Origin of the sequence: Mycoplasma buteonis (genome assembly GCF_000733865.1) — a bacterium.
In the GTDB taxonomy this organism is placed as follows: domain Bacteria; phylum Bacillota_I; class Bacilli_A; order Mycoplasmatales; family Metamycoplasmataceae; genus Mycoplasmopsis; species Mycoplasmopsis buteonis.
This window is the reverse complement of record NZ_JPOK01000006.1, coordinates 31,125-53,748: the sequence shown is the minus strand read 5'-3', so window position 1 is coordinate 53,748 and position 22,624 is coordinate 31,125. Positions and strand designations below refer to the sequence as shown.

Here is a 22,624-nt window from a genome sequence, read left to right as displayed (position 1 = left end):
TACCAAAATGTTTAAAACAAACAAATAACGAAAATTATTTAGTTGATAAACAAAAAATTGTAATTTTTTAATAAACAAGGTAAAATATAAGCGATTACATAAAGAGTTAATACTCTGGCAATCTAGATTAAATTTATAAATATATTTATAAAAGGGAGAAAAATAATGTCTGCAATTAAAAAAATTCATGCACGTGAAGTTTTAGACTCACGTGGTAATCCAACTGTACAAGTTGAAGTTTACACAGAAATGGGTGCTTACGGATCAGCTATGGTTCCATCAGGTGCTTCTACAGGTTCACGTGAAGCTCTTGAACTTAGAGATAAAGGAACAAAATACGAAAGCAACTGATTTGGTGGTAAAGGTGTTATGACAGCTGTCGATCACGTTAACAACGATATCGCTCCACATGTTGAAGGTATGGAAGTTACAGATCAACGTAAAATCGATTTATTAATGATTAAATTAGATGGAACACCAAACAAAGAAAAATTTGGTGCTAACGCAATTTTAGGAGTTTCACTTGCTGTTGCTCGTGCTGCTGCTGATGAATTACAATTACCACTTTACAAATACTTAGGTGGATTTAACGGACACCAATTACCAGTTCCTATGTTAAACGTTATTAACGGTGGAGAACACGCTTCAAACACAGTTGATTTCCAAGAATTCATGATTATGCCAGTTGGTGCAAAAACATTTAGAGAAGCTTTACAAATGGCAAACTTTGTATTCCACAACTTAGCTAAATTACTTAAAAAAGCTGGACACGGAGTTCAAGTTGGTGATGAAGGTGGATTTGCTCCAGATTTCAAATCACACGAAGAAGCTCTTGACTTCTTAGTTGAAGCTATTAAAGCTGCTGGTTATGTACCTGCTAAATCAGGTGAAAAAGCTGTTGCTATCGCTATGGACTGTGCTTCAAGTGAACTTTACGAAAATGGTGTATATACATTTGGTAAATTAAAAGCTGCTATCGATGAAAAAAGACCTGGTTTTGAAAACTTAACAGATGTTAAATTAACATTTACATCTGAAGAAATGGGTGAATACCTTAAAAACCTTGTTGCTAAATACCCAATTATTTCAATCGAAGATGGATTTGCTGAAGGTGACTGAGCTGGATTTGAAAGATTTACAGCTGAAATGGGAGATCAATTACAAATCGTTGGTGATGACCTTACAGTTACAAATACAGCAATTCTTAAACGTGCTATTGAAGAAAAAGCAATGAACTCAATTTTAATTAAAGTTAACCAAATTGGTTCATTAACAGAAACATTTGATGCTATTCAAATGGCTCAAAAAGCAAACATGACAGCAGTTGTTTCACACCGTTCAGGAGAAACAGAAGATACAACAATCGCTGATATTGCTGTTGCTATGAACGCAGGACAAATTAAAACAGGTTCAATGTCAAGAACAGACCGTATTGCAAAATACAACCGTCTTTTAGCTATTGAAGAAGAACTTGAAGATGCTGCAGAATTCAAAGGTATTAAATCATTCTACAATATTGTTAAATAATACAAACGAAATATAAAAAAGGCTTTTGCCTTTTTTTATATTGATTTAAAAAGTTAAAAATAATAAAGATAAAATTTAAAAGTTGTATATAAACTTTTATAATTTATTCATTCTTTTAGAAAGGAGTTCAATGCGCAAAAAAATAATTTGAGATTTATTTGGTGGTGGTTGCAACTCTTTGTCTAGAGCAATCATAGAATATGGTTTAGAAGAAAAATATCAAGTTTATACTTTCGATGTAGTTGAAACGCATAAAGAAAGTTTCAGAGGACAATTAGATTGTGATTTTCAAAAATATATAAATATAGATCTTAGTTCCAGTCATATTGTTACTGATTTTAGCAAACTTATAACTTTAAATGAAATAGAGTTACCGGATATTATTGTGAGTTCAACTTTATGTCAGTCTTTTAGCAAAGTTTTATCAATGACTGGTGGTGGAACTTGCTTTTGAAAACAATCAATTAGAGGTGATAAAACTTCACCCTTAATTGAGAGAAGTGTGGAAGAATTTGAACGTTTAAAAAGCGGATTTACTAAAAACTTAAAAGCAGATAAGCAACTGTTTATTAAGCGTTTGGGACAAAAATGTGCTGATAATTCTGTTAAACTGATTCGTCATTTTAAACCTCAATTTTGATATATCGAAAATCCAGATAGCTCAATGCTTTTCCAATATTTAGATGTAAATTTAGGTTTAAAAGGACATTTAAATGTTGCTTGTTATGGTTCTTACGGATTTGCACAAAATAAATCTGGTGGTTTTTATTCTAATTTAGAAATTCAACTTAAAAAGGAACGCAGACCAGCTACATATGAAACACAATGAGAAGAAGTTACCAAGGAATACTACAATAATTGAATAGCTCAAGTGAAAGAAAAAGCTAAAATAGGTGGTACAAACGATACTCGACATGTAAAAATTATTAATGGAAAATATTACCGCAGATGATACGTTGATAAAGGTTATAAAATAGGTGATAAAGGACATTCTTCCCTTAAGAAAACAACAATGACTTTGGGCAAGTTGGTTCGTGGTAAATATGTATTAAAAACAAAATCAGATTTTGATACTAAACAAATAGGTGAGGCAAATGAAACCTCGCATATTCCATCCGGTGTTTTTAAAGAGATTCTAGATGCTTTTGAAAATGCAGAAGTAACACGAAAAACTAAGACAAAAGCTTCTTGTATTCTTTCTGATGTAGAAGCTTTATAAAAAATAAAAAACGAATAACTTGAGAAATAAAGGTTATTCGTTTTTTTATTCTAGGTTTTGATATTTATTATAAATTTTGATTAACTGACTTTGAATTTCTTCTGTACATTCTACATTTAAAAATTTTGCGAATCTAAAAATTTCTTTTACGTTAGAACCGAAATCAAAAATACATTCTTTTCCGTATTTCTGTTTAAAATAATACATAAATAAAGGGTATTTCTTTTCTAACTCTTTTCAATAACCAGTCAAAATAACAATAGTTTTGACTTGAAGGTTAAGTAAATCGTTATAGAAAAAATCGTGATAACCAAAATTACATTCAAGCTTTTCTCAATCACTTCCTGAAATTTGTTTAAATTTACTTTCTAAAAAGAAATATTTAACATTTTTGTAAAGCTTAGAACCTGTTTTGGAATTAGCGATAATAAAATCAGGATACTGAGAAGTCTTATAATCTATTCCATTTTCGTAAATAAATCTTTTTTTGAATAAAGATAATTTTAAATCTTCAATTTGAAGTACTTCTAAAACTTCCTTAATGAAGTTTTCACCAATTTTTTGTCCTTCTTTCGTTCTTCCACCCTGTGTTTTTCCACTAAATTTTTTTAATCCTTGTTTCATGTCAAAATTATATTAAATTTGCAAGTAAAATATTAAACCTATTTTTTACGGTTAAATGTTTAAAAATCGTTTTAATTAACTTTTTAATATATTTGTTTAGTTATAAAGTAAATTGATTTATTTTATATAATTATTTTATATTCTATATTATAAAACATTAAAAACGTTAAGGATTTTATGAAAAAATTATGATTAACAACTTTTACAGTGCCAACATTAATTTTGCCAAGTGTTGCGATATCGTGTAATATAGCTACAAATAATGGTGAAATTAAAATTAATTATAATGATGATGCAAATATTACTAAGCAGGATAAAGAGGATACTAAAAAATCTTTAAAAACAATTTATTGGATGCGTAATTTTGTATTAAATTCAATAACTAATTTTAGTGAAACTTTCAAATTAACTATTAATATTACTAGCGATAATTATGTTGCTGAAAATAAGGTTTTAAATTTGCCTAGACAGTTTTTAATGAACTTTTTTGGTTATAATTCAATTATTATTTCAGATTCAAATCAAATTGATTCTGAGAGATTAAATCATTATAAAAATCTAAATGATCGAACATATAGTGAAGATTTAAATCAACTTGAATTTAATAGTGAATTAGAAGCACAAAGACAAATTCTAAGAAAAATTATTAAAACTGTAATTGATCTAAATACCAGATTTACCAATTCAAAACAATAGGAGTTAAAATGCAAAAATTAACAGAACAAGAAGAAATTAGACGTAAAAAATTAGATGTCTATAAAGAAAATAAAATTGAAGCTTTTGCTAAGGCTAAAAATTTACAAAAAATGGAATATTCTGATGAGTTAGCTCAAAAATATGAAGCTATAAGTAAAGAAGAACTTGAAAACAAGCACATTGAAACAGCTATTTCAGGTAGAATTATGACAATGCGTGGACCTTTTATTTTATTGCAAGATTACCACGGAAAAATTCAAGTTTACTTTAACAAAAAAATGGATGAAAACTTAACAAAGTTAGTTGATACTTTTGATTTAGGTGACATTATTTATGTTGAAGGTATTGTGATGAAAACCAATACTGGAGCAGTAACGGTTAAAGCTAAAAATATTAAGTTACTTACTAAAGCCCTTAAACCATTACCAGATAAATTCCACGGATTAACAGATGTTGAAGAAAGATATAGAAGAAGATACGTTGATTTAATTACTAATGAAGAATCAAGAAAAACTTTCTGAACTAGAACTAAAATTATTAGTGCAATTCGTAGATATTTTGATAACTTGGAATACATGGAAGTTGAAACTCCATTTTTACATGATTATCTTTCAGGTGCAAGTGCGCGTCCATTTAAAACACACCACAATGCTCTTGATCAAGAATTTGTACTTAGAATTGCAACAGAAATTCCTCTTAAAAAATTACTTGTAGGTGGAATAGATCGTGTATATGAAATTGGTAGAATTTTTAGAAATGAAGGTATCGATACAACTCATAACCCTGAATTTACTTCTATTGAGTTTTATGAAGCATATACTGATTTAGAAGGTATGATGAATCGTACTGAAGAATTAATTAAAGGTATTGCAAACCAACTTGGGAAAGAAAAAGTTATTAATAAAGGTGTTGAAATTGATTTAACAAAACCATTTAGTCGTATTGATATGGTTGAAGCGGTTTCTAGTGCTACTGGAATAAACTTTAGAGAAGCAACTTTTGAAGAAGCTGTAGCTGTAGCTCAAAAATACGGAATTAAAGTTCAAAAATTCCATCAATTAGGTCACATTATTAATGAATTATTTGAAGAGTTAATTGAAAAAAATTTAATTCAACCAACCTTTGTATATGGACATCCTTTAGAAATTTCTCCTTTAACAGCTAAAGGTGATGATCCAAGATTTGTCGAAAGAGCAGAGTTATTTATTAATACAAAAGAGTATGCAAATATGTATACAGAGCTTAGTGATCCGATCGATCAACTTGAAAGATTTGAATCTCAACTTGAAGAAAAAAATAATGGTAATGATGAAGCTAGTGATATTGATTGAGATTTTGTTGAAGCTCTTGAATATGGAATGCCACCAGCGGGTGGTTGTGGAATCGGAATCGACCGTCTTACAATGTTGTTAACTGAAAAAGATTCAATTCGTGATGTTTTATTATTCCCAACAATGAAAAGAAGATAATAAGTTAAAAAAGCAATTATAATTATTGCTTTTTTATTTTTTCTAAAAAATTTGAAAAAAATTTTATTAATTTTTGAAAAAATTTTTTTGAAGTACAATATTAGTGTTATGAGATTAGAAAATGCAATGCGTAATAAGATGAATAATAAGTTTTTTCATATTTTTGATATGGAATTTTTTCGCTTGCTATTTTAGAAATAATTTATTAATATAATTAAATTTTTCAATAATAGGTAAGTGATTACCTATTATTTTTTTAGTTTAATTTCATAACAATTAATTTAAAAACACAACAAAGTTAGATAACAAAAAATAAAATTGAAAGAATAAAATTTATATTATGGAACAAACATACAAGGAATATAAAAAAATTTTAACCAAAATCATTTCTAATGACGGTAAGTGGTTAGAAACTAAAAGTGATTACTTAAATGATTTAAAAAATTTAGATAACAATAATTTTAAAATAGATTATTCTTATGCAACTAAAGCTTTTGAGAATGCAATTGATTTGTATATTTTGGATGAAAAACAATTTAAAGAAAATTGAAACGATTTTTTATTAATTGAAAAATGAAATAAATTTTGAGCTAATTCAAAAAATTCTTTTAATGTACAGTTAGGATTAATTCTACTTAGTTTATTTGTAGGAAAATCTAAATTAAATAAAGCAGATAATTTAGATAACTTAATACTTTGAACAAGATATATTTTTGCAGAAAGAAAATGAAATGCTGTTTATTTAGATATTATTGAGAGTTTAATTTTTGACTCAAAAGATAATTTTTTAAATTATCAAAAAGATTTAAAAAACTGTAAATCGCAAGATATAAACAATAATGACTGACGCTTTAGAGAAAAAATAGAAACAATTTATGAAGAGCTTCTAAAACAAAATAATAAATTTCGATTTTCTGTAAGTTATGCAAGTCCGAATGTATTTTGAGTTTCTCATCATAGAATATTTTATTTTTTAATTAAAAGAGCTTCTAAAAATATGATTTATAAAAGAGAAGAAGAAAAAGAAAACACCACTCAAATTAATGTTTTTAATTCTAAAATTACTGTTTCTGGTACTTGAGATGAATCTACTTTTTTCAAAAATAAAGAATTCAATTTAATTTTAGAAAATATATTTAGTTCTAATAAAGATATAAATAAAGAAAATCTGGAAAAAGATATTGAAAATGTTCTAAGTCAAAAATTTAAAGTTTGATCAATTGATGATTTTGATTATAGTTTTAATAGTGGTTTAGCAGGAATTATTTTTATCATGCTTTTATTCAAAATAAAATTTAAATCAAAATATTTTGATACACGAATTTTAGAATTAACAAAAAAACTAACTGATATTTACACTTTAGATTTAAGTTTTCAATATGGACTTTTAGGAATTATTTGAACCCAAAAATTAGTAAAACAAGTTTTTAAGATTAAAGATTTTGATAATTTAATTCAAAAACAGATTAATAGTTTATCTTTAGCATATTTAGCGATAAATAAAAGTTTAAGTAAAAAAGATAAATTTTTCATTTATAAAACACTCAAAAATATAAAAATAAAGTAGGTAAAATGACAATATTTAAAAAAGAAAAAGGATTAACACTTGTAGTTATTTTTCTGTCATTATTCGTAACTTGTTTAACTATTGTTGAAACGTTATTTTTGGCAAGATTAGTTGATTTTTTAACAGCAAAACAGATTCAAATTAATCAGATTTATTTTTACTTAGGATTTTTTGCCTTAGTAGGATTAGGGATTGTCCTTTTTTACTGAATTAACGGAATTATTAAAAATAAACTGAAAGTCCAAATAGAAAAACATTTAAGAAGTAAATATTTGCTTAAAATTTTAAACTTAAAGCTTTCAATCAGGGAAGAAAACTCACAAAAACAAGAGTTTTATTTGCTAACAAAAGCTTTAGAGCAATATTTAGAAGAATATTTAATGAACTTTTTTAATGTTTTAACCGCGTTACTTACAACTTTATCTATTTTAATAACAATAACAGTTTTAGCGCCGATTACAATATCTTATATTTTACCTCTCCTGCTAGGAGCTGTATTAATACCAATGCTATTTAATAAAAAAAGCCAAGAAATTGGTGAAATAATGAATGTTTTATTTGAAATTCCACAATCAAAAGATTTAATGTATTTAGAAAAACTTTTAAGTCAATCTTATAGTGGAAATAATCAAACATTAATAAATTTATTTGCTAATGATTTTAAAACAAATTATGCTCCAAAAATTAAATTAATGGGTAAAAAATATTCTAGCTATATGTTTTTCACTAGCTCTATTACGGTTTTATATTATGTTTTAACAGTTAGTCTATCTATTGTGGTAATGATTTTACAACCAACATGAATTAGTTATTCTGTATTAGCTTTAATTTTAATTAAAGCAAATTCAATTAAAGATCAAACTGGATTAGTGATGAGAACATTAGTTTCAATGATTTCGACAAAACAAATTATTAAAAATACTCAAAATGAGCTTAAATTAGAAAATTTAGGTAATTATCAAAAAGCTATAAAAGATTCTAATTATTTTGAAAGCTTAAATGTAAGTAATTTAAATCTAGGATATGATGATTTAACTGTCTTTGAAAATTTAAATTTACAAATTAATAAAGGCGACAAAATATTAATTACAGGTGCTTCAGGTTCTGGTAAGAGTACTTTATTAAAATTTTTAACAAATTTAAAGCTTAAATATAGTGCAGAAAATATTTTATTAGACAAAAAAACAGGAACTATTGAGGAATTTGCTCAAAAGCTTTTTGTTATGGGTAATGAAAATATTTTCTTGCAAGAAAATATTCTTAATAACTTGACAATGCTTGATAATAATAAAGAAGAATTAGCAAAGAATTTATTAAATAAGCTAGATCTTAGTCACATTAATTTAACAAATGATTTAGAAAGTAGTGTTAAAGAATTTTCACAGGGTGAAGGCCAAAGATTAATGATTATTAAAGCTTTATTAACAGATAAACCAATTTTAATTTTCGATGAAACACTCAGCAATTTAGATACAAAGGTAGCTAAAAAAGTGTTGGAAGTTTTTAAAGAAACAGAAAAAACAATTATCGTAGTTTCGCATACCACTAAGGAAGAAGAAGCTAAATTATTTAACAAGCACTGAAAAATTGAGGAAGGAAAATTATATGAAAATGAAATGAAATAAATACTATTGAAATGCATATAAAGTATGAGTTCCTAATTTAATTGTGCAGATTTTAGTTTCTGCTTTAGTTGTTTCAACAATGTGAATTTCTTATTTTGTTTTAAATAAAATTCAATTAGATAATTTATCAGGCGTTTTTGTTGTTATTGGAATTTATGTAGCTTTCGGTTTTCTTACTGTTATTTTAGAGTCATTAAAACAAGGGCTATTTCTTTGAACAATTTATGGTATGCACCTAGAAATTAGGAAAGATTTATTTAATGAGTTAAATAAAGTTCATCCTAAAAGTCTTAGAAAACATTCTAATGAAGAACTTATGAATTTATTAGAAAACGATGGGAACATGGTTGCTCAAACATTGCTAGTTTGAAATTTTGGAACAGAAGTTATTTTTCTTTTACTAGGATTATCAATTTTATATAGCTTTATTGCTTGACAAATTTTAGTGGTTTTCTGAGTAGTCGGAATTATTCAAGTAGTAATTAATACTTTAATTAGTATTAAAAGCACAAAAATAGCACCAAAAATCAATGAAAACTACAATGTTTTATATAACAAAACAAACAATGTTCTTACTAACGCAAAACAGTTTATTTTAGCAAATAAAAAAGAACTTTTAGTTTCATTTTTATCAAAAAAACTTTGAGGTTTTTATAAAACAGAGCTAAGATTAAATAATTGACAAACAACATACAGTTCCTTAAATAAATTTAATTATTGATTTTTTCAAATATTAACTTTTACAATTAGTGTTATCTTATTTAATTACAATTATGTTAATTTAAGTGTTGTTATACTAACTTTTTTACATTATGAAACTTTTGTAAACTATCTTTTATCATTAAGTCGTGTTAGTGATGGTTTTATGCAACTTAAACAATTTGGTTTAAAAATTACTAACTTTTTTGGAAATTTAATTTATAAAAATGTTTTAGTTAAAACAGATTTTACCAGCTTAAAACTTAACTTAGCAAGTTTTGGGTATGAAGAGAAAAAAGTTTTTGAGAATTTTAACTTTGAGATTTTAAAAGGTGAAAAAATTTACTTACAAGGTAAATCGGGTGCAGGTAAAAGTACTTTCATTAAATTGCTTTTAAATTTAGAAAACCTAACCAGTGGCGAAATTAAATTTAATGAATTACCATATTCAAATGAATTGGATTTATCAAAAAATATTGGATTTGTCGACTTAGAAACTAAATTATTAGAAAGTGATAATATTAATAGCATTATTTCTAATTATGAAATTCATGAAGAAAACGATAAAATTAGAAAATTAAAAACAATGTTTAATATTGACTTTGATTCTAAAAAGAATCTTAGTGAATATTCAACAGGTCAATACCAAAGGTTGGTGTTAGCTAATGCTTTTTATCAAGATAAAGATTTTTATATTTTAGATGAAGCATTAAGCAATCTAGACGAAGCTAATAGAAATAATATTTTTAACACCTTAATAAATACAGATAAAACACTTTTATTTGTATCACACCATTTCAATCAAAATCATATTACTCAATTTAACAAAGTAATTGACTTAAACAAGAATTAAAAGATTTATAAAAAAAGATTCAAGTGAAATCTTGAATCTTTTTTATATTAAATTTCTAAAATTGAACTAGTTGCACTAAAAATTTTATCAAAAAAGTTAATAGCAGCATCAATTTGTTCGTCATTTAGTTTGTTCATTAAATTTTCTTCAGGTACAGCTTGGATTGATAGTTTAAGTTGTAAAAGAATGGTTTTTAATACAGCAAATGATAAATCATTATTTTCTGTAAGAAAATCACTTCCAAAATCACTTGTATTTAAGTTTTTAGAAACGGTTAAAGTAAAAGCTAATTTTCTGTTTATAGTTAAAACTGCTGAATCGTTATCTTCACCCATTTTTTGTTGAATTTCAGCAATTTTTGATTTTGTCTTTGTTAAAACGCTTTCGTAATCATTGATATTAAAAGTTCCTCAATCTAAATTAATTTTTACAGAATCATTTTCAATATTTGAATTTAGTCCATTGAATACAGAATTAAACATCGGAGAGCTTTGTGACTGAGCACCAGTTCAGAAAAATAACATAATCAAATTAGCTGGTAAATTGGTAAAAGTGTCAACAAGCTTTTGCATTTTAGGTGCTGTTTCTTCTACGTTTATATTAGCAATTGTATTTAACTGTTCTTTAGAAACAAGAGTTTTTGATGTAGCATGAACTGTAGCTTTTATTTGAAATTCTGTGTCATTAGATTTTAGTAATTCATAAGTTTTTAGGTATAAATCTTTAAGAAATTCTTTTGAGCTAGCGTATTGAGTGTTTGTGCTTTCAACTCCTTCAGTTGCAGCTGGTTGTTCTGTTTGTGATGCTTTAACTGTGTTTTCTTTTTCTTTATTTTGGTTTTCTGTGTGACCACAGCTTGCTGCAATAGGTAAAGTCGCAAGACCACTAATTGTACCAAGTGATAAAAATATTTTTTTGTTCATATTATCCTTTCATTCTTTAACATAAATTATAAATTAAAAAGCATTTTATTGTGTATGAATTTTGAGTTAAAAAATGAACTTAAAAAGTTCATTTTAATTATTAAAACCACTAAATAACCCTTCAATAAATTTATCAAATGTTTGTGGATTTTTACGAGCTGCAGAAGTAACAGATTTAGCTAATGAATCAAAAGAGCTACGTAAAGCCTCTCTGTAGTTATCTGATAATTCTGATGAGGGTTCTTCGAAAACAATTATATTATCATCATCTTGAGCTAGCTTAAAGCTATCAAAGGCTACTTTTAAAAATTCGTTATTACCGTATAGTTGATTTATTTCTTCTTTTGATTGAGTGTTAAATCCTTTTATAGGAGTAATGTAGCTAAAATATTTTTGAATAAATTCGATAGGAGTTAAAGTTACTTTTTCGTTTGGTTTTTTGCTGTCTAATATAAAATCATATTTTTCATTGCTTAAAAGTCATTTCGCAAATAATTTTGTAGCAATATCTGACTCTCGGTTTGATTTAATTCCTATTAGCGAAGGTCCTTGTGAGAATACTGAACCAACACGACTATTTTCATTTCAAAACATTGGTGCTTTTAAAGTTATCATTTCCTTTTCATTTAATTGTTGTTCAGTAGTTAATAAGGAAATAATGTATCCAAGAGATTTAATAAAATCTTCAAATGGTTTAGTCATTTGATTATTTTCTAATTCATTAGGTTTACCGTCTGGAATTATAAAAATTAAAGACTGGTTTTGATTATCTTTTTGCACTAATGTTCCGGCGTAAAAATTATTTTCTTTAAATTTATTAATAATTTCATCAGCAGGAGTCATTTGATCTGTCAGCTTAATCACTAAACTTAATGTATTGTCATTTATGTTTGCTATTTTGCTTTTAAGAAGAGTAGCATCAGCATCAGAAGCAACTTTGTAATCATATTTACCTAATTTTGACTTTTCAAAATTAACATCATAAATCGGAGTGTTGTATTTTCCTAATAAAAGTAATTGATTCTCTTTTTTAACATTTTTATTTATTGTCATTACATTTTTTCAATTATCTTTTAATTCATATTTAAATTCGAAAGCAGAAAGTTTTGAATGATTAAAAGTGTAACCTGTGTCTGCGTTATTAAAAAAAGTATAAGCATATCCAGCAGTAGAACTTAGAGAAAAAGCAAATTTATGAAGTTTTTGTGCATTAGAAGAATATGCACCACCAGGTTGAATTACTAGACCACCGCTTTGTACTGCTTTACTGATTAAGTTATAAATTTTTCTAGCATTTTTTGTTGCTTGATTATCGTGTTTTAAATTATCAAAACTAACAGAAGTAACTCCTTTACTAATATAAGTATAACTATTTAATTCTTTTAAATCTCCATTTGCAAGAGAAACCATTGCTGGTTCTAAGATTGCTGGAGTATCATCAACACCAAAAATATGAACACCAGCTTTAGCAGGATTATTATTGTTAACAGAATTAACAAAAAGTTTTTGCATGAAAGAAGAAAACTCTAATATATCAGTAATATTTTTAAAATAGTTAACATCAAAAATAGCGTATGACTTACTTTTTTGCAATTCATTACTAATTAAGTTTTTTATTTCAGCAACAGGTAAACCTCAGTTGTTTGAAACTCCCTCTCAATCTTGTTTTCCTTTTTCTTGAAGTTCTTTATAAAATTCTTGTGTTTCATTATTATTAGCCAATTGTCCACCGTTATCAATTAAATTCTTTATTAAGTAATAAAGAACAGGTCCATTTATTGATAAAACATTAGTGCTTTTAAAAATAGGTAAAGTATATGTGGAAGGATTATAAACATTAGCAAAGTTGAAGTTACTGTAGATAAATTCATCAGCAAAGTTACTGATATCTAAATCGTACTTTTCTTCTTGATCATTAAAAGATAGTAGCATGTTTTTATTTGCTAATTTAGCTGCAACTGAATTGTAGTTTAAAACTAAGTTTGGTATTGTATCAGCAGCAGAACTACCCGAATTAAGTGCTAGCTCTAGTGCATTACTAGCTGCTGGATAACCAGAACCTAGTGTTTTAATTTTCACTGCTTTAAGTTCAGGATTAGCTTCTTTATGTAAGTTTACGTAATCATTATATGTATTTACGAGAGCTGTCAAAGCTTTACCTTGAATACCTGTTGCTCCAAAGCTCGCTCCTAAAACAATCTCATCTCTTTTGGATACAGCAAAAGATTGTTTAGTTGGGTTTGCTCCAACTGTAGCTGAATCTCTTCTATTTTCAATTGTTGTCCCAAATAAAGTTTCTGAATTATTTTCTATATTTGTAGATGTATCTGTTTGTGTATTTTCAACTATTTCTTGACTTTTTTCTGAAACACAGCTAATTGCAGCAAGAGGCAAAGCCGATGCTAAAGTTAAATTCAAATATTTTGTTATTTTCATTATTTCTCCTCATTTTTATTTTTTAAAAAAAGTTGTGGATACTTATTATAACTAAAAAATAATTTGTTAAGAAAGTTTTATTAATTTTTCTTTTTAAAAATTTTTATATCTTATTTTAAGGCTTAAAAGTATAGAAAATAAAAAAATCGCTTACTGCGATTTTCATTATTTAATAGTTTGAAATTCGTAAAGTGTGATAACTTTCTTAGACATTTTGTTAAGTGTTTCTAACTCTTTTTTAAAATCTGGATTTGCGGTAAACTTACCGTATTCCTCTTGTGATGATCAACGTTCTACTAATATTACTTTATCATCATTTTGAATTCCATATTCAAATGATAAGTTCATTTCTAACATTCTAGTCTTTTTTGAAAACACATAGATATAGTCTAAAAATGGTTTCATTTTTTCTGGATTAATTACATATGTTGTTGCTTTAACAAAAATCATTTGTTTGCTCCTTAATTATTTTTTAATCCGTTCAAAAAACATGAAAGAATTTACCTGATTAATGTTATCAAATTTATTAAAGTTTGAAACTAAATCAAGGAAAAAACTTTTGACACCTAGAGCTTTAGCTACTTCATCAATTTTATTAGGAAGCACAACTTGTAAATAAGATGCTACAGCATAAATTCCGTTTAATAAAATGTTTAGCACTTGATTTAAGCGGTTTAAGTCTTCTTTTAAAGTTCATGGTTTAGTTTCATCAATATATTTGTTTAGCTCACTTGATAAGTTTATTGCAACTTTAATAGCTTTATCTACTTCAAATTTATCAAAATGTTCTGTAAATTGTGAAACAGATTTTCTTATTTTTTCCTCAATTTCTACATCAATTCCAAGTGTTGATGGAACATGTCTAAGTGGTTCAGCAAAAGAATTTGACTTCATTTTTAATGTTCTAGAAACTAAGTTACCAAAATTATTAATTAAGTCCGCGTTAATAACATCTATAAAACGATCGTAATCAAAAATACCGTCCTCACCAAGAGTTATTTGTGAAGCTAGATAATATTTAATCATTTCAGGATGAAATTTTTCTAATAAAGCGTATGGATCAACCACATTTCCTTTAGATTTTGACATTTTTCCTGTTGGTGTTACTAATCAACCGTGTGCTTGAATTTTACTTGGCATTCTTAAATCTAATGCTTTTAAGAAAATTGGTCAATAAATCATGTGGAAACGAGCAATTTCTTTACCTAGTAAGTGCACAATTTCAGTATTTTCATTTTCTCAAAAATCTTTAAATTTTTGAGGCTGCTCAATAAGTGCAGGATTATAACCTAAAGCTGTAATATAATTGCATAAAGCATCTAATCAAACGTATAAAGTGTGTTTTTCATCTTCATTAACTGAAATACCTCAACTAACATTTGTCCGTGTAACAGAAAGGTTATCTAATCCTTTTATTAAAAAATTGTTTAACATTTCTTTAACAATTTTTTCAGGTGCTACAAATTGAGTATTTTGAGTTAAATAATTAATTAATCAATCACTAAATTGTTTCATGTCAAAGAAATAGCTTTCTTCAGACACAGTTATTAATTCATGATCACTTGTTGGATGATAAAATTTATCACCTTTTTTAACTGCTTGAGTTTCTGTCAGAAATTCTTCATCACTAACTGAGTAAAGACCTGTATAACTATCTTTATAAATAATTTTTTTGCTTAAAAATTTACTAAAAATGTTTTTAACACTTTCTTTGTGCTTAGAATCTGTGGTACGTGAGTAAATATCATAATCAATCCCAAAATCTACCCACATTTGCTTGTATTTTAAAGCTAATTCATCAACAAGTTGATTTGGAGTTTTCCCTAGTTCTTTAGCTTTATTAAAAATCTTTTGTCCGTGTTCGTCACTACCAGTAAGCATTAAAACTTCGTAACCTGATATTTTTTTATAATTAGCAATCACTCAAGCTAAAGTTGTTGTGTATAAATGACCAATATGCAAATTACCACTTGCATAATAAATTGGTGTAGTAATATAAAAACGTTTTTGCATGTTTACTCCTATTATTAAACTTTTATAGGTTTATAAAGTTTTTTTATTTCAGGTAAATAATCATGATCTAAGTAATTTTCTGAATCATGTAAATATAAGTTAGGTAAAAAATGTACACCTCAGCCAGCTTGATAGCGAGCTTCAATTAAAACAAATTTAGGTTTGTCATTAACTCTGGGTAAAATTTGTTGAATTCTTTTGGGTTCAAAATTATATTGACGTAAAAGAACAAAAGCGTCAACCATTCGTTCAACTGGAAGCACCATTGTAAAGAATCCTTTTTGCTCAATAATTTTTGAAGCTCCTAAAATTAATTGCTCTAAATTTAAGTGAACTTCATGAGTAGCAATTAACTTTGATTGTGAAATGTTCTTTTTATGTTTTGTTTTATCAAAAGGATAAAAAGGTGGATTACAAAAAATGAATTGATATTTTTTGTTATTTTGTTTATTAAATGCTTTTCAATAGTCATTAAAATCACTAGTGATTACCTTAATTTGTTCTTCTAAATTGTTTAATTTTACATTATACTGAGCTAATTCACTAGCTTCAGCTTGAATTTCAACCGCATCTATTTTCAGTTGCTTATTACGTGAAGCTACAAAAATACTTAAAGCTCCATTATTTGTACCTATTTCTAAACCGCGTAACATTTTAGAGTTTAAGTAAATAAAATTACCTAATAAAATGGTGTCTACCGAATAATTAAACATTTCTTTATCTTGATAAACATATAAATCAGCATCAAAACCTAGAGAATTTTTTACTAAAATTCTATTTTCGTTTGTGAGTTTTGGTTTCATGTTTATTTTTTGTGTTAGTTTTATGGACTTTATTTTCTCTAGCTTTTTTCTGATTTTCTAAGAAAGTTGGATATAAATCAGCTAATACGCAATCCACTTTTCCTTCTACTAAATCTACACCAGTAACAATTACATCTACGTAATCACCTAATGTAAAAGTACGTTTTTCAGAAATTAATTTAGTAAGAGTTTCGTTAGCTTCGTATTCTCCGTCAAAAAGATTGCTACGGTGTACTAATCCACTAGCTTTAAAATCAAATTCAACAAAGAAACCAAATTGCATAATACTTAAAATTTGAGCTCTGAATTGTTTACTAACTTGGAATTTTAAAAATTCTGCAAATTTTAAATCATTAACATTTCGTTCGATTTGAACTGCTTTTTGTTCACTTTTTGTGTTTAAATCACCAAAAATTGGTAATTGTTCACGCATTAATGACACTTTATCCATTTCTTTGTTAATTAATGCGTTTCTAATAATACGGTGAATTACTAAGTCAGGATATCTACGAATTGGGCTGGTAAAATGACAGTAATATTCACTTGCTAGTCCAAAGTGATGTACGTTATCAGGTGAATAAACAGCTTTTTGCATAGTTCTTAAGAAAAGCAATTTAACAAAATCGTCATTTCTTGTTTCTTTAACTTTATTGACTAAAGCTGCAAAATTTTGAGGATTAATATTATTGGCTGTAATTCCGTCCATTGAAATTCCAATAACTGATAAAGCATTTTTTAATCCTTCTAACTTATCTGCATCAGGTTTTTCATGAACACGATATAAAACAGGAAGTTTATTATCAAATAAAAACTTAGCCACAGTTTCGTTAGCACGAACCATAAAATCTTCAATTAAAACTTCGCTAAATCCACGCTTATTAATGATGATTTCTTTTACTGAACCATCTTCATTTAATTTAATTTTTGGTTCATCAATTTCAAAATCAATGTAACCTTGTTGCATTTTATATTCGTGCAAGATTAAACTGAGTTCACGAGCTTGGTTAAGCATATTTTTAAGCTCTTCAACAGCAGGTTTATTTTGATGTTCTTCATTAATTAATCCTGTTTCGAAATATTTATCTACTTGTTTATAGGTTAAACGGAATTTTGATTCAATAATTCCTTGAAAAATATTAGTTTTAACAGTATTTCCGTATTTATCTATTTCTGTTTCACAAGCAAGCACAAAGCGATCTTCGTTTGGATTTAATGAACAAATTCCGTTTGACAGTTCAACAGGTAACATAGGGATAACGCGGTCAACTAAATAAATACTGGTTCCACGTGCTAAAGCTTCTTCATTTATTTTGGTTTCCTCGCGAACGTAGTAAGAAACGTCGGCAATATAAACACCTAAAAAGTAATTTCCATTATCTAATTTTTTAACAGTGATTGCATCGTCAAAATCTTTAGTATCATCACCATCAATGGTAACAATCATTTTATCTCTTAAATCAATGCGTTTAGATAAGTCTTCATTAGCAATTGTGTTTGGAATTAAATTTATTTCTTCCTCAAGTGTTTCTGGAAACTTACTTGGAGCTTTAATTTGCTCTAAGTAAGACTTAACAAACACCATTGGATCAGCTTCGTTAGTAATAACTTTTTCAATTTGAATAAGTACACTTTTTTCTTCGTATTTCACAACTTTAGCAACAACTAAATCATTTAGTTTTGTAGCAACAACTGAAGAGACTATTTTATATTGAATTGTTTTAAAACGCTCTTCTACTGGTACAAAATATGTAGTTGAGTTTTTTTGCTTAATAAAACCAATAATTTCTTGGTTTCCACGCTCGATAATTTTTGTAACTACACCATGTGTTAAATCACTTTGTTTATCTTTTGGATTAACGTAAACATTAACTTGAACAACATCATTATGAATGGCACTATTGAAGTTAAAGCTTTTAATAAAAACGCTTTTTTTAGTGTTATTAACTTCATCAATGTCGTAGTCAACAAATCCAAATGATCCTTTAGTTGAAACACTAAGAGTTCCAACTATTGTTTCTTTTAAAATTGGTGCATAATATTCATCTTTGTTGTTTTTAAAAATTTTGTATTCTTTTAGAAGTACTGACAAAATGTTAGTTAAATCTTTATTGTTTCGCATTGAAATACGAAAATGTTTAGCAATTTCTAAAAATGATCTTGAAACAGCCTGCTGAATATATTGATATATTTTTTCCTTATCCATCTTAATTCCTCACAATTTTTTGTTTTTCATATTATTTAATAATATGAATATAAAAATAATCATAGCATATTTATAGCTTTATTTGGTTATTGCCTATCCATTTAATAAAAAACATCTCGTAAGAGATGGTTATTATGAATGGTTAGCTAATACAGATAATAAAACAGTTAAAGTGATTAATGTTAAACCACCAATCATCATGCTATATTTTAAAAACTTTTTAAATCCTCTTTCTTTTGAGTTTTTAAAAAGATCTAAGTCATTTGAACCAACCAAAGCACCAGAAAAACCATTTGAATCTGGTGACATTAAAAACGAAATAACAACAAGAAAAAATCCTAAAATAATTAATAAAGTTACAATGATATACATGTTTTCCTAATCTAGATATTGTTTTAAGTAGTGAGCAACTGCACTTTCGTCGCAAGTTCTTTCTAAAACTTCATCTGCTTGTACTTTTAAATCGTCATGGGCGTTACCTACGGCGATTAATTTCCCAATTTTTCCCTTAGTTGATGCATCATTTAATGAATCACCAAAATGTATTGCTTTACTTGGATCTAAATTTAAATAATTACATAAAAATAATTCAGCATTACCTTTTGAAATTCCTTGAGGTGTAATTTCAATTGCATTATTTTTATCACCTGCTAAAGTAAGTTCTAAAACATCTTTATATTTTTCTTTTAATTTTGGAAAAGCTTTTTGTAATTTTTTAGCACTTCAAGGATTAGTAGGTAAAACAAATGCCTTTTGCATTTCAAAAGAATTAAAATCAATTTGTGAATAACTTTTTGCTCATTTACGGTAATGATTACTCATGAACATACGAGTAAAAAAGTTAGGTGTAAAACTAAGCTCTTGATTTTTAGAGTTAAAAATAACGTTTAAACCGAATTTTCTTAAATCATTACTTAGTTTTTTAACCACATCAGCCGGTGCTGTTGTTTTGTGAATTAATTGATTGTGTCAGTAAATTTCTGCACCATTTCAAGTTATATATGAATCTAATCCAATTTTTTCTACAATTCTACGTGTATTATTATTTGCACTACGTCCAGTACAAATCACTACTGGAAAAAGTTTATTAACTTTTGATAGAACATCACAAGTAAAATCACTAGGATCTTTCATAAATCATTTTGGAGCTGGTCCGTCTAATGTTGTTCCGTCTAAATCTAAAAAGACAATTGATGGTTTGTTCATTGAATTCCTTCCGTTTATTTTATATTTATTATTTAAATTTTAAACTATTTAATTTTAAAACTTAAAACTGTTTTCAAAAGCTTTAGAAAACTCTTTATGATTTTCTGTTTTTATTTATATAAAATTATAAACTATCTTAATTTTTAAACTTAGGTTTATTTATAATATGTAAAAGTATAAAAATGAAATATAATAAATAATATGAACTTAAGTAAGATTTTTGAAATGCAAAAAGCATTAGATCAAAAAATTAATTTAAAAAGACTCAAGAACCATCCTGAACTTTCAAAAAAAGATGTGGAAGTTCAAAAAACGCTAGCATTAATTATTGAGGCTGGTGAATTTATTAACGAAGTACAAAGCTTTAAATATTGAAAAGTTCATCGTGAAATTAAAAGCAATAATGTGACTGAAGAATTTGCTGATTTAATTCATTTCTTAGTTAATTTTGGTTATGAGTATCAAGTTAATCCTGAAATTGAGCCTGTGTATGTTAGTGATGACATTAATCGTCAATTTCAAGAATTATTTATTAGCATTACTAATTTAATGCAAAATATTTGTGCAGACACCATTTACCGTGCTTTTCAAATTGCGATAGGTTCATTTTTAATGCTTGGATATGGTTATGAAAATCTTTTTCAAGCTTACTTTTATAAAAATCAAAAAAATTACAAGCGTTATTACAGTAATTATTAGTTTTGATTATAATTTATTTATGCCTCAGTGGTGGAATGGTAGACGCTGCGGACTCAAAATCCGCTGGAGCAATCCGTGCAGGTTCAAGTCCTGTCTGAGGCACCAAATGTTAAAAAATAACACCAAAAGAAAGGTAAATAGATATGGATAAAAAATATGAAACATTAGCAAGTAGACTTGATAAATACATGTCAATCGAAGCTATTTCTAGATTTGAAGAACCAGTTGTTGATGAGTTAAAAGCAAACTTAGCATCTGATTACGAGGTTTCTCGTGATAAATTAGGTTCAGTAATTTTCTTCAAAAAATCAAAAGTAGCTAACGCACCAAAAGTGATGATTGCTGCTCACATGGATGAAGTTGGTTACATGGTTAGAGAAGTTAAAGACAACGGTAATATTTTAGTGACAACAATTGGTGGTGTATGACCAAATGTAGTAATTGGTACAAAAGCAATTGTTGTATCAGCAAAATTAGGGAAAAGATATGAAGGTGTTTTTGGACACACATCAATTCACATTTTAGATAGAGATAAAATGGGAAAAGCTATTACAGCTGATGAGCTTTTTGTAGATTTAGGTTTCAAAACTAAAAAAGAAGTTGAAGAAGCTGGAATTCAAATTGGTGACAAAATTTTTATGACAGGTGAAACAATTCACTTTGCAAACAATATCATTGGTGGAAAAGCAATGGATAACCGTGCAGGTGTAACTTCACTTGAAACTATTGGTAAAAATTTAGCTAAACTTGACTTACCTTGTGATTTATACTTAGTTGGAACAGTTCAAGAAGAAGTTGGAACACGTGGAGCTAAAACTTCAGTATCAATTCTTAATCCTGATGTTGCTTTCGCTCTTGATACAGGAGCAGCTCACGATACAACAGGAGCTAAACCAGGTACACCAGTATTAGGAAATGGTGTAAGCATTCTTGTTAAAGATGGTGGAACACTTCCTGATCCAAAATTAGTTGAAATGTTAATGCAAATTTCAAAAGAAAAAGAAATTCCTGCATATAAATATGTAGCTGGAGGTGGTGGAACTGATGCTGCTGAATTACAATTTGCTCCTGGTGGTGAAAGTGTTACAACAATTTCACTTCCGCAAAGATATCTTCACAGTCCAATTGGATTATGTTCATTAGTGGACATCCAAGCTGCAATTGATTTACTTACAGAATTTGTTAAATCATTTGACGCAAACGCATATGACTCAATTTCATATAAATAAAAAGTAGTGCCCTTTTAAAGGCACTATTTTTTTTATTCTAATATTCTATTTAATTCTTTTTTAAAATCATTTCCATGTCCCTGAGTATTAACATGAGCAAGCTCATGAGCTACAATACTTTTTAAAAAGAATTTGTCATAACAATATAATGCAGAGCTATATATAATAGTATTTGTTTTTTTAGAATGCGAAGCATAAGAGGTAGTTTTATCACGCATTTTTGACTTCTGTGAAGGAATATTATATTTATTTTCAATTTCTTTTTGCATTGTTTTTAGCAAGTTTAAAACATAATTACATACTTGATCTTTGATTGTTTCATGAAGGTTCTTTAAAACTTCAATTTCTAATCAAGATAAAGTATGTCCTAAAAGAACTTTATCATAAGATTCTTTCGCTACCTGTTTAAATGTACTGTTACTTAATTTTATTTCTAAAAAAACTTCATTACTGATAGTGCTTTTTATTTCTCAAGTATTACAGTCCAGGTAAGAAGGTATACCTAAAAAGTAAAAGCTATATTTGAAATAATTAAACATTAATATTTGTGAATTTATTATTTTTTGAGCAAATTTTTCTAAGAAGTTTCGAAGCTCAAAATCATTTCAGTTTATATCAGTGATTTTTCTCGCATGAATATACATTTTAGGAATATTTACATCATTTTTAATTTTATAAATTTTATTTAAAGTAGGAATAACTTCAAAAAATAACGTTTGATTGTTAATTATTATTTTATAGTAATTTGAGTTTTCATAAAAACTGGATAATTTCTCATGCTGATATAATAAAGGCTGAATTTTTAATTTGTTTATCATTATAAAAAAAGTAGT

The 22,624-nt window shown here is 27.0% G+C and carries 19 protein-coding genes and 1 tRNA gene; 10 read left to right on the top strand and 10 right to left on the bottom strand.

The window, feature by feature from the left end; all coding sequences use genetic code 4:
* The first annotated feature begins 165 nt into the window (after positions 1–165).
* Positions 166–1,527, top strand: a complete 1,362-nt coding sequence (gene eno / locus EI91_RS01910) for a phosphopyruvate hydratase (RefSeq protein ID WP_036452465.1) — start codon at positions 166–168, stop codon at positions 1,525–1,527.
* A gap of 130 nt (positions 1,528–1,657) precedes the next feature.
* On the top strand, positions 1,658–2,746 hold the full coding sequence (locus EI91_RS03525) for a hypothetical protein (RefSeq protein ID WP_051789166.1): 1,089 nt from the start codon (positions 1,658–1,660) through the stop codon (positions 2,744–2,746).
* A 45-nt stretch (positions 2,747–2,791) separates the two neighbouring features.
* Here EI91_RS03525 and EI91_RS01900 read toward each other — a convergent pair whose 3' ends face one another.
* Complete coding sequence (locus EI91_RS01900; RefSeq protein WP_036452463.1) at positions 2,792–3,370, bottom strand: hypothetical protein; 579 nt, start codon at positions 3,368–3,370, stop codon at positions 2,792–2,794.
* Positions 3,371–3,547: 177 nt separating this feature from the next.
* On the opposite strand from EI91_RS01900, the gene EI91_RS01895 reads away from it, so the two are divergent.
* The 5 genes from EI91_RS01895 (at position 3,548) to EI91_RS03520 (ending at position 10,279) form a co-directional block, all read left to right on the top strand.
* Positions 3,548–4,066 (top strand): hypothetical protein, encoded by a 519-nt coding sequence (locus tag EI91_RS01895; RefSeq protein WP_036452460.1) that lies wholly within the window; start codon positions 3,548–3,550, stop codon positions 4,064–4,066.
* A gap of 8 nt (positions 4,067–4,074) precedes the next feature.
* Positions 4,075–5,535: a lysine--tRNA ligase gene (gene lysS / locus EI91_RS01890; RefSeq protein WP_036452459.1), complete on the top strand. Its 1,461-nt coding sequence runs from the start codon at positions 4,075–4,077 to the stop codon at positions 5,533–5,535.
* Positions 5,536–5,875: 340 nt separating this feature from the next.
* Positions 5,876–7,102: a hypothetical protein gene (locus EI91_RS01885; protein ID WP_036452457.1), complete on the top strand. Its 1,227-nt coding sequence runs from the start codon at positions 5,876–5,878 to the stop codon at positions 7,100–7,102.
* A gap of 5 nt (positions 7,103–7,107) precedes the next feature.
* Positions 7,108–8,727, top strand: a complete 1,620-nt coding sequence (locus tag EI91_RS01880) for an ATP-binding cassette domain-containing protein (RefSeq protein ID WP_036452455.1) — start codon at positions 7,108–7,110, stop codon at positions 8,725–8,727.
* Positions 8,708–10,279: an ATP-binding cassette domain-containing protein gene (locus EI91_RS03520; protein WP_051789165.1), complete on the top strand. Its 1,572-nt coding sequence runs from the start codon at positions 8,708–8,710 to the stop codon at positions 10,277–10,279. Before EI91_RS01880 ends, EI91_RS03520 begins: the two co-directional genes overlap by 20 nt.
* A 47-nt stretch (positions 10,280–10,326) precedes the next feature.
* On the opposite strand, the gene EI91_RS01870 is transcribed toward EI91_RS03520, so the two are convergent.
* From EI91_RS01870 to EI91_RS01835, 8 genes are all read right to left on the bottom strand, one after another.
* Complete coding sequence (locus EI91_RS01870; RefSeq protein ID WP_036452452.1) at positions 10,327–11,202, bottom strand: variable surface lipoprotein; 876 nt, start codon at positions 11,200–11,202, stop codon at positions 10,327–10,329.
* 93 nt (positions 11,203–11,295) lie between these two features.
* Positions 11,296–13,638: a P68 family surface lipoprotein gene (locus EI91_RS01865; protein ID WP_036452451.1), complete on the bottom strand. Its 2,343-nt coding sequence runs from the start codon at positions 13,636–13,638 to the stop codon at positions 11,296–11,298.
* Between the two features lie 165 nt (positions 13,639–13,803).
* Positions 13,804–14,088 (bottom strand): putative quinol monooxygenase, encoded by a 285-nt coding sequence (locus EI91_RS01860; protein WP_036452449.1) that lies wholly within the window; start codon positions 14,086–14,088, stop codon positions 13,804–13,806.
* A 15-nt stretch (positions 14,089–14,103) separates the two neighbouring features.
* The gene (gene metG, locus EI91_RS01855) at positions 14,104–15,651 is read right to left on the bottom strand and encodes a methionine--tRNA ligase (RefSeq protein WP_036452447.1); all 1,548 of its coding nucleotides are present in this window, start codon (positions 15,649–15,651) and stop codon (positions 14,104–14,106) included.
* Between the two features lie 14 nt (positions 15,652–15,665).
* The gene (locus EI91_RS01850; protein ID WP_036452444.1) at positions 15,666–16,454 is read right to left on the bottom strand and encodes a tRNA1(Val) (adenine(37)-N6)-methyltransferase; all 789 of its coding nucleotides are present in this window, start codon (positions 16,452–16,454) and stop codon (positions 15,666–15,668) included.
* Positions 16,426–18,687, bottom strand: coding sequence for a ribonuclease R (rnr, locus tag EI91_RS01845; protein WP_245597288.1), 2,262 nt, complete (start codon positions 18,685–18,687; stop codon positions 16,426–16,428). The genes EI91_RS01850 and rnr overlap by 29 nt, the downstream gene beginning before the upstream one ends.
* Positions 18,688–18,789: 102 nt before the next feature.
* Positions 18,790–19,029, bottom strand: coding sequence for a preprotein translocase subunit SecG (gene secG / locus EI91_RS01840; RefSeq protein ID WP_036452438.1), 240 nt, complete (start codon positions 19,027–19,029; stop codon positions 18,790–18,792).
* Between the two features lie 6 nt (positions 19,030–19,035).
* Positions 19,036–19,863 carry an HAD-IIB family hydrolase gene (locus tag EI91_RS01835; RefSeq protein WP_051789164.1) on the bottom strand — a complete coding sequence of 276 codons (828 nt, stop codon included), beginning with the start codon at positions 19,861–19,863 and terminating at the stop codon, positions 19,036–19,038.
* 201 nt (positions 19,864–20,064) lie between these two features.
* Between EI91_RS01835 and EI91_RS01830 the strand changes: the two genes are divergently transcribed.
* From EI91_RS01830 to EI91_RS01820, 3 genes are all read left to right on the top strand, one after another.
* Positions 20,065–20,562: a dUTP diphosphatase gene (locus EI91_RS01830; protein WP_036452432.1), complete on the top strand. Its 498-nt coding sequence runs from the start codon at positions 20,065–20,067 to the stop codon at positions 20,560–20,562.
* Positions 20,563–20,583: 21 nt separating this feature from the next.
* Positions 20,584–20,667 (top strand) — tRNA-Leu (locus EI91_RS01825).
* Between the two features lie 38 nt (positions 20,668–20,705).
* On the top strand, positions 20,706–21,791 hold the full coding sequence (locus tag EI91_RS01820; RefSeq protein ID WP_036452429.1) for a zinc-binding metallopeptidase family protein: 1,086 nt from the start codon (positions 20,706–20,708) through the stop codon (positions 21,789–21,791).
* A gap of 32 nt (positions 21,792–21,823) precedes the next feature.
* Here EI91_RS01820 and EI91_RS01815 read toward each other — a convergent pair whose 3' ends face one another.
* Entirely contained in the window at positions 21,824–22,609 is a 786-nt protein-coding gene (locus EI91_RS01815; RefSeq protein ID WP_036452427.1) for a YgjP-like metallopeptidase domain-containing protein, read from the bottom strand.
* Positions 22,610–22,624: the final 15 nt, after the last annotated feature.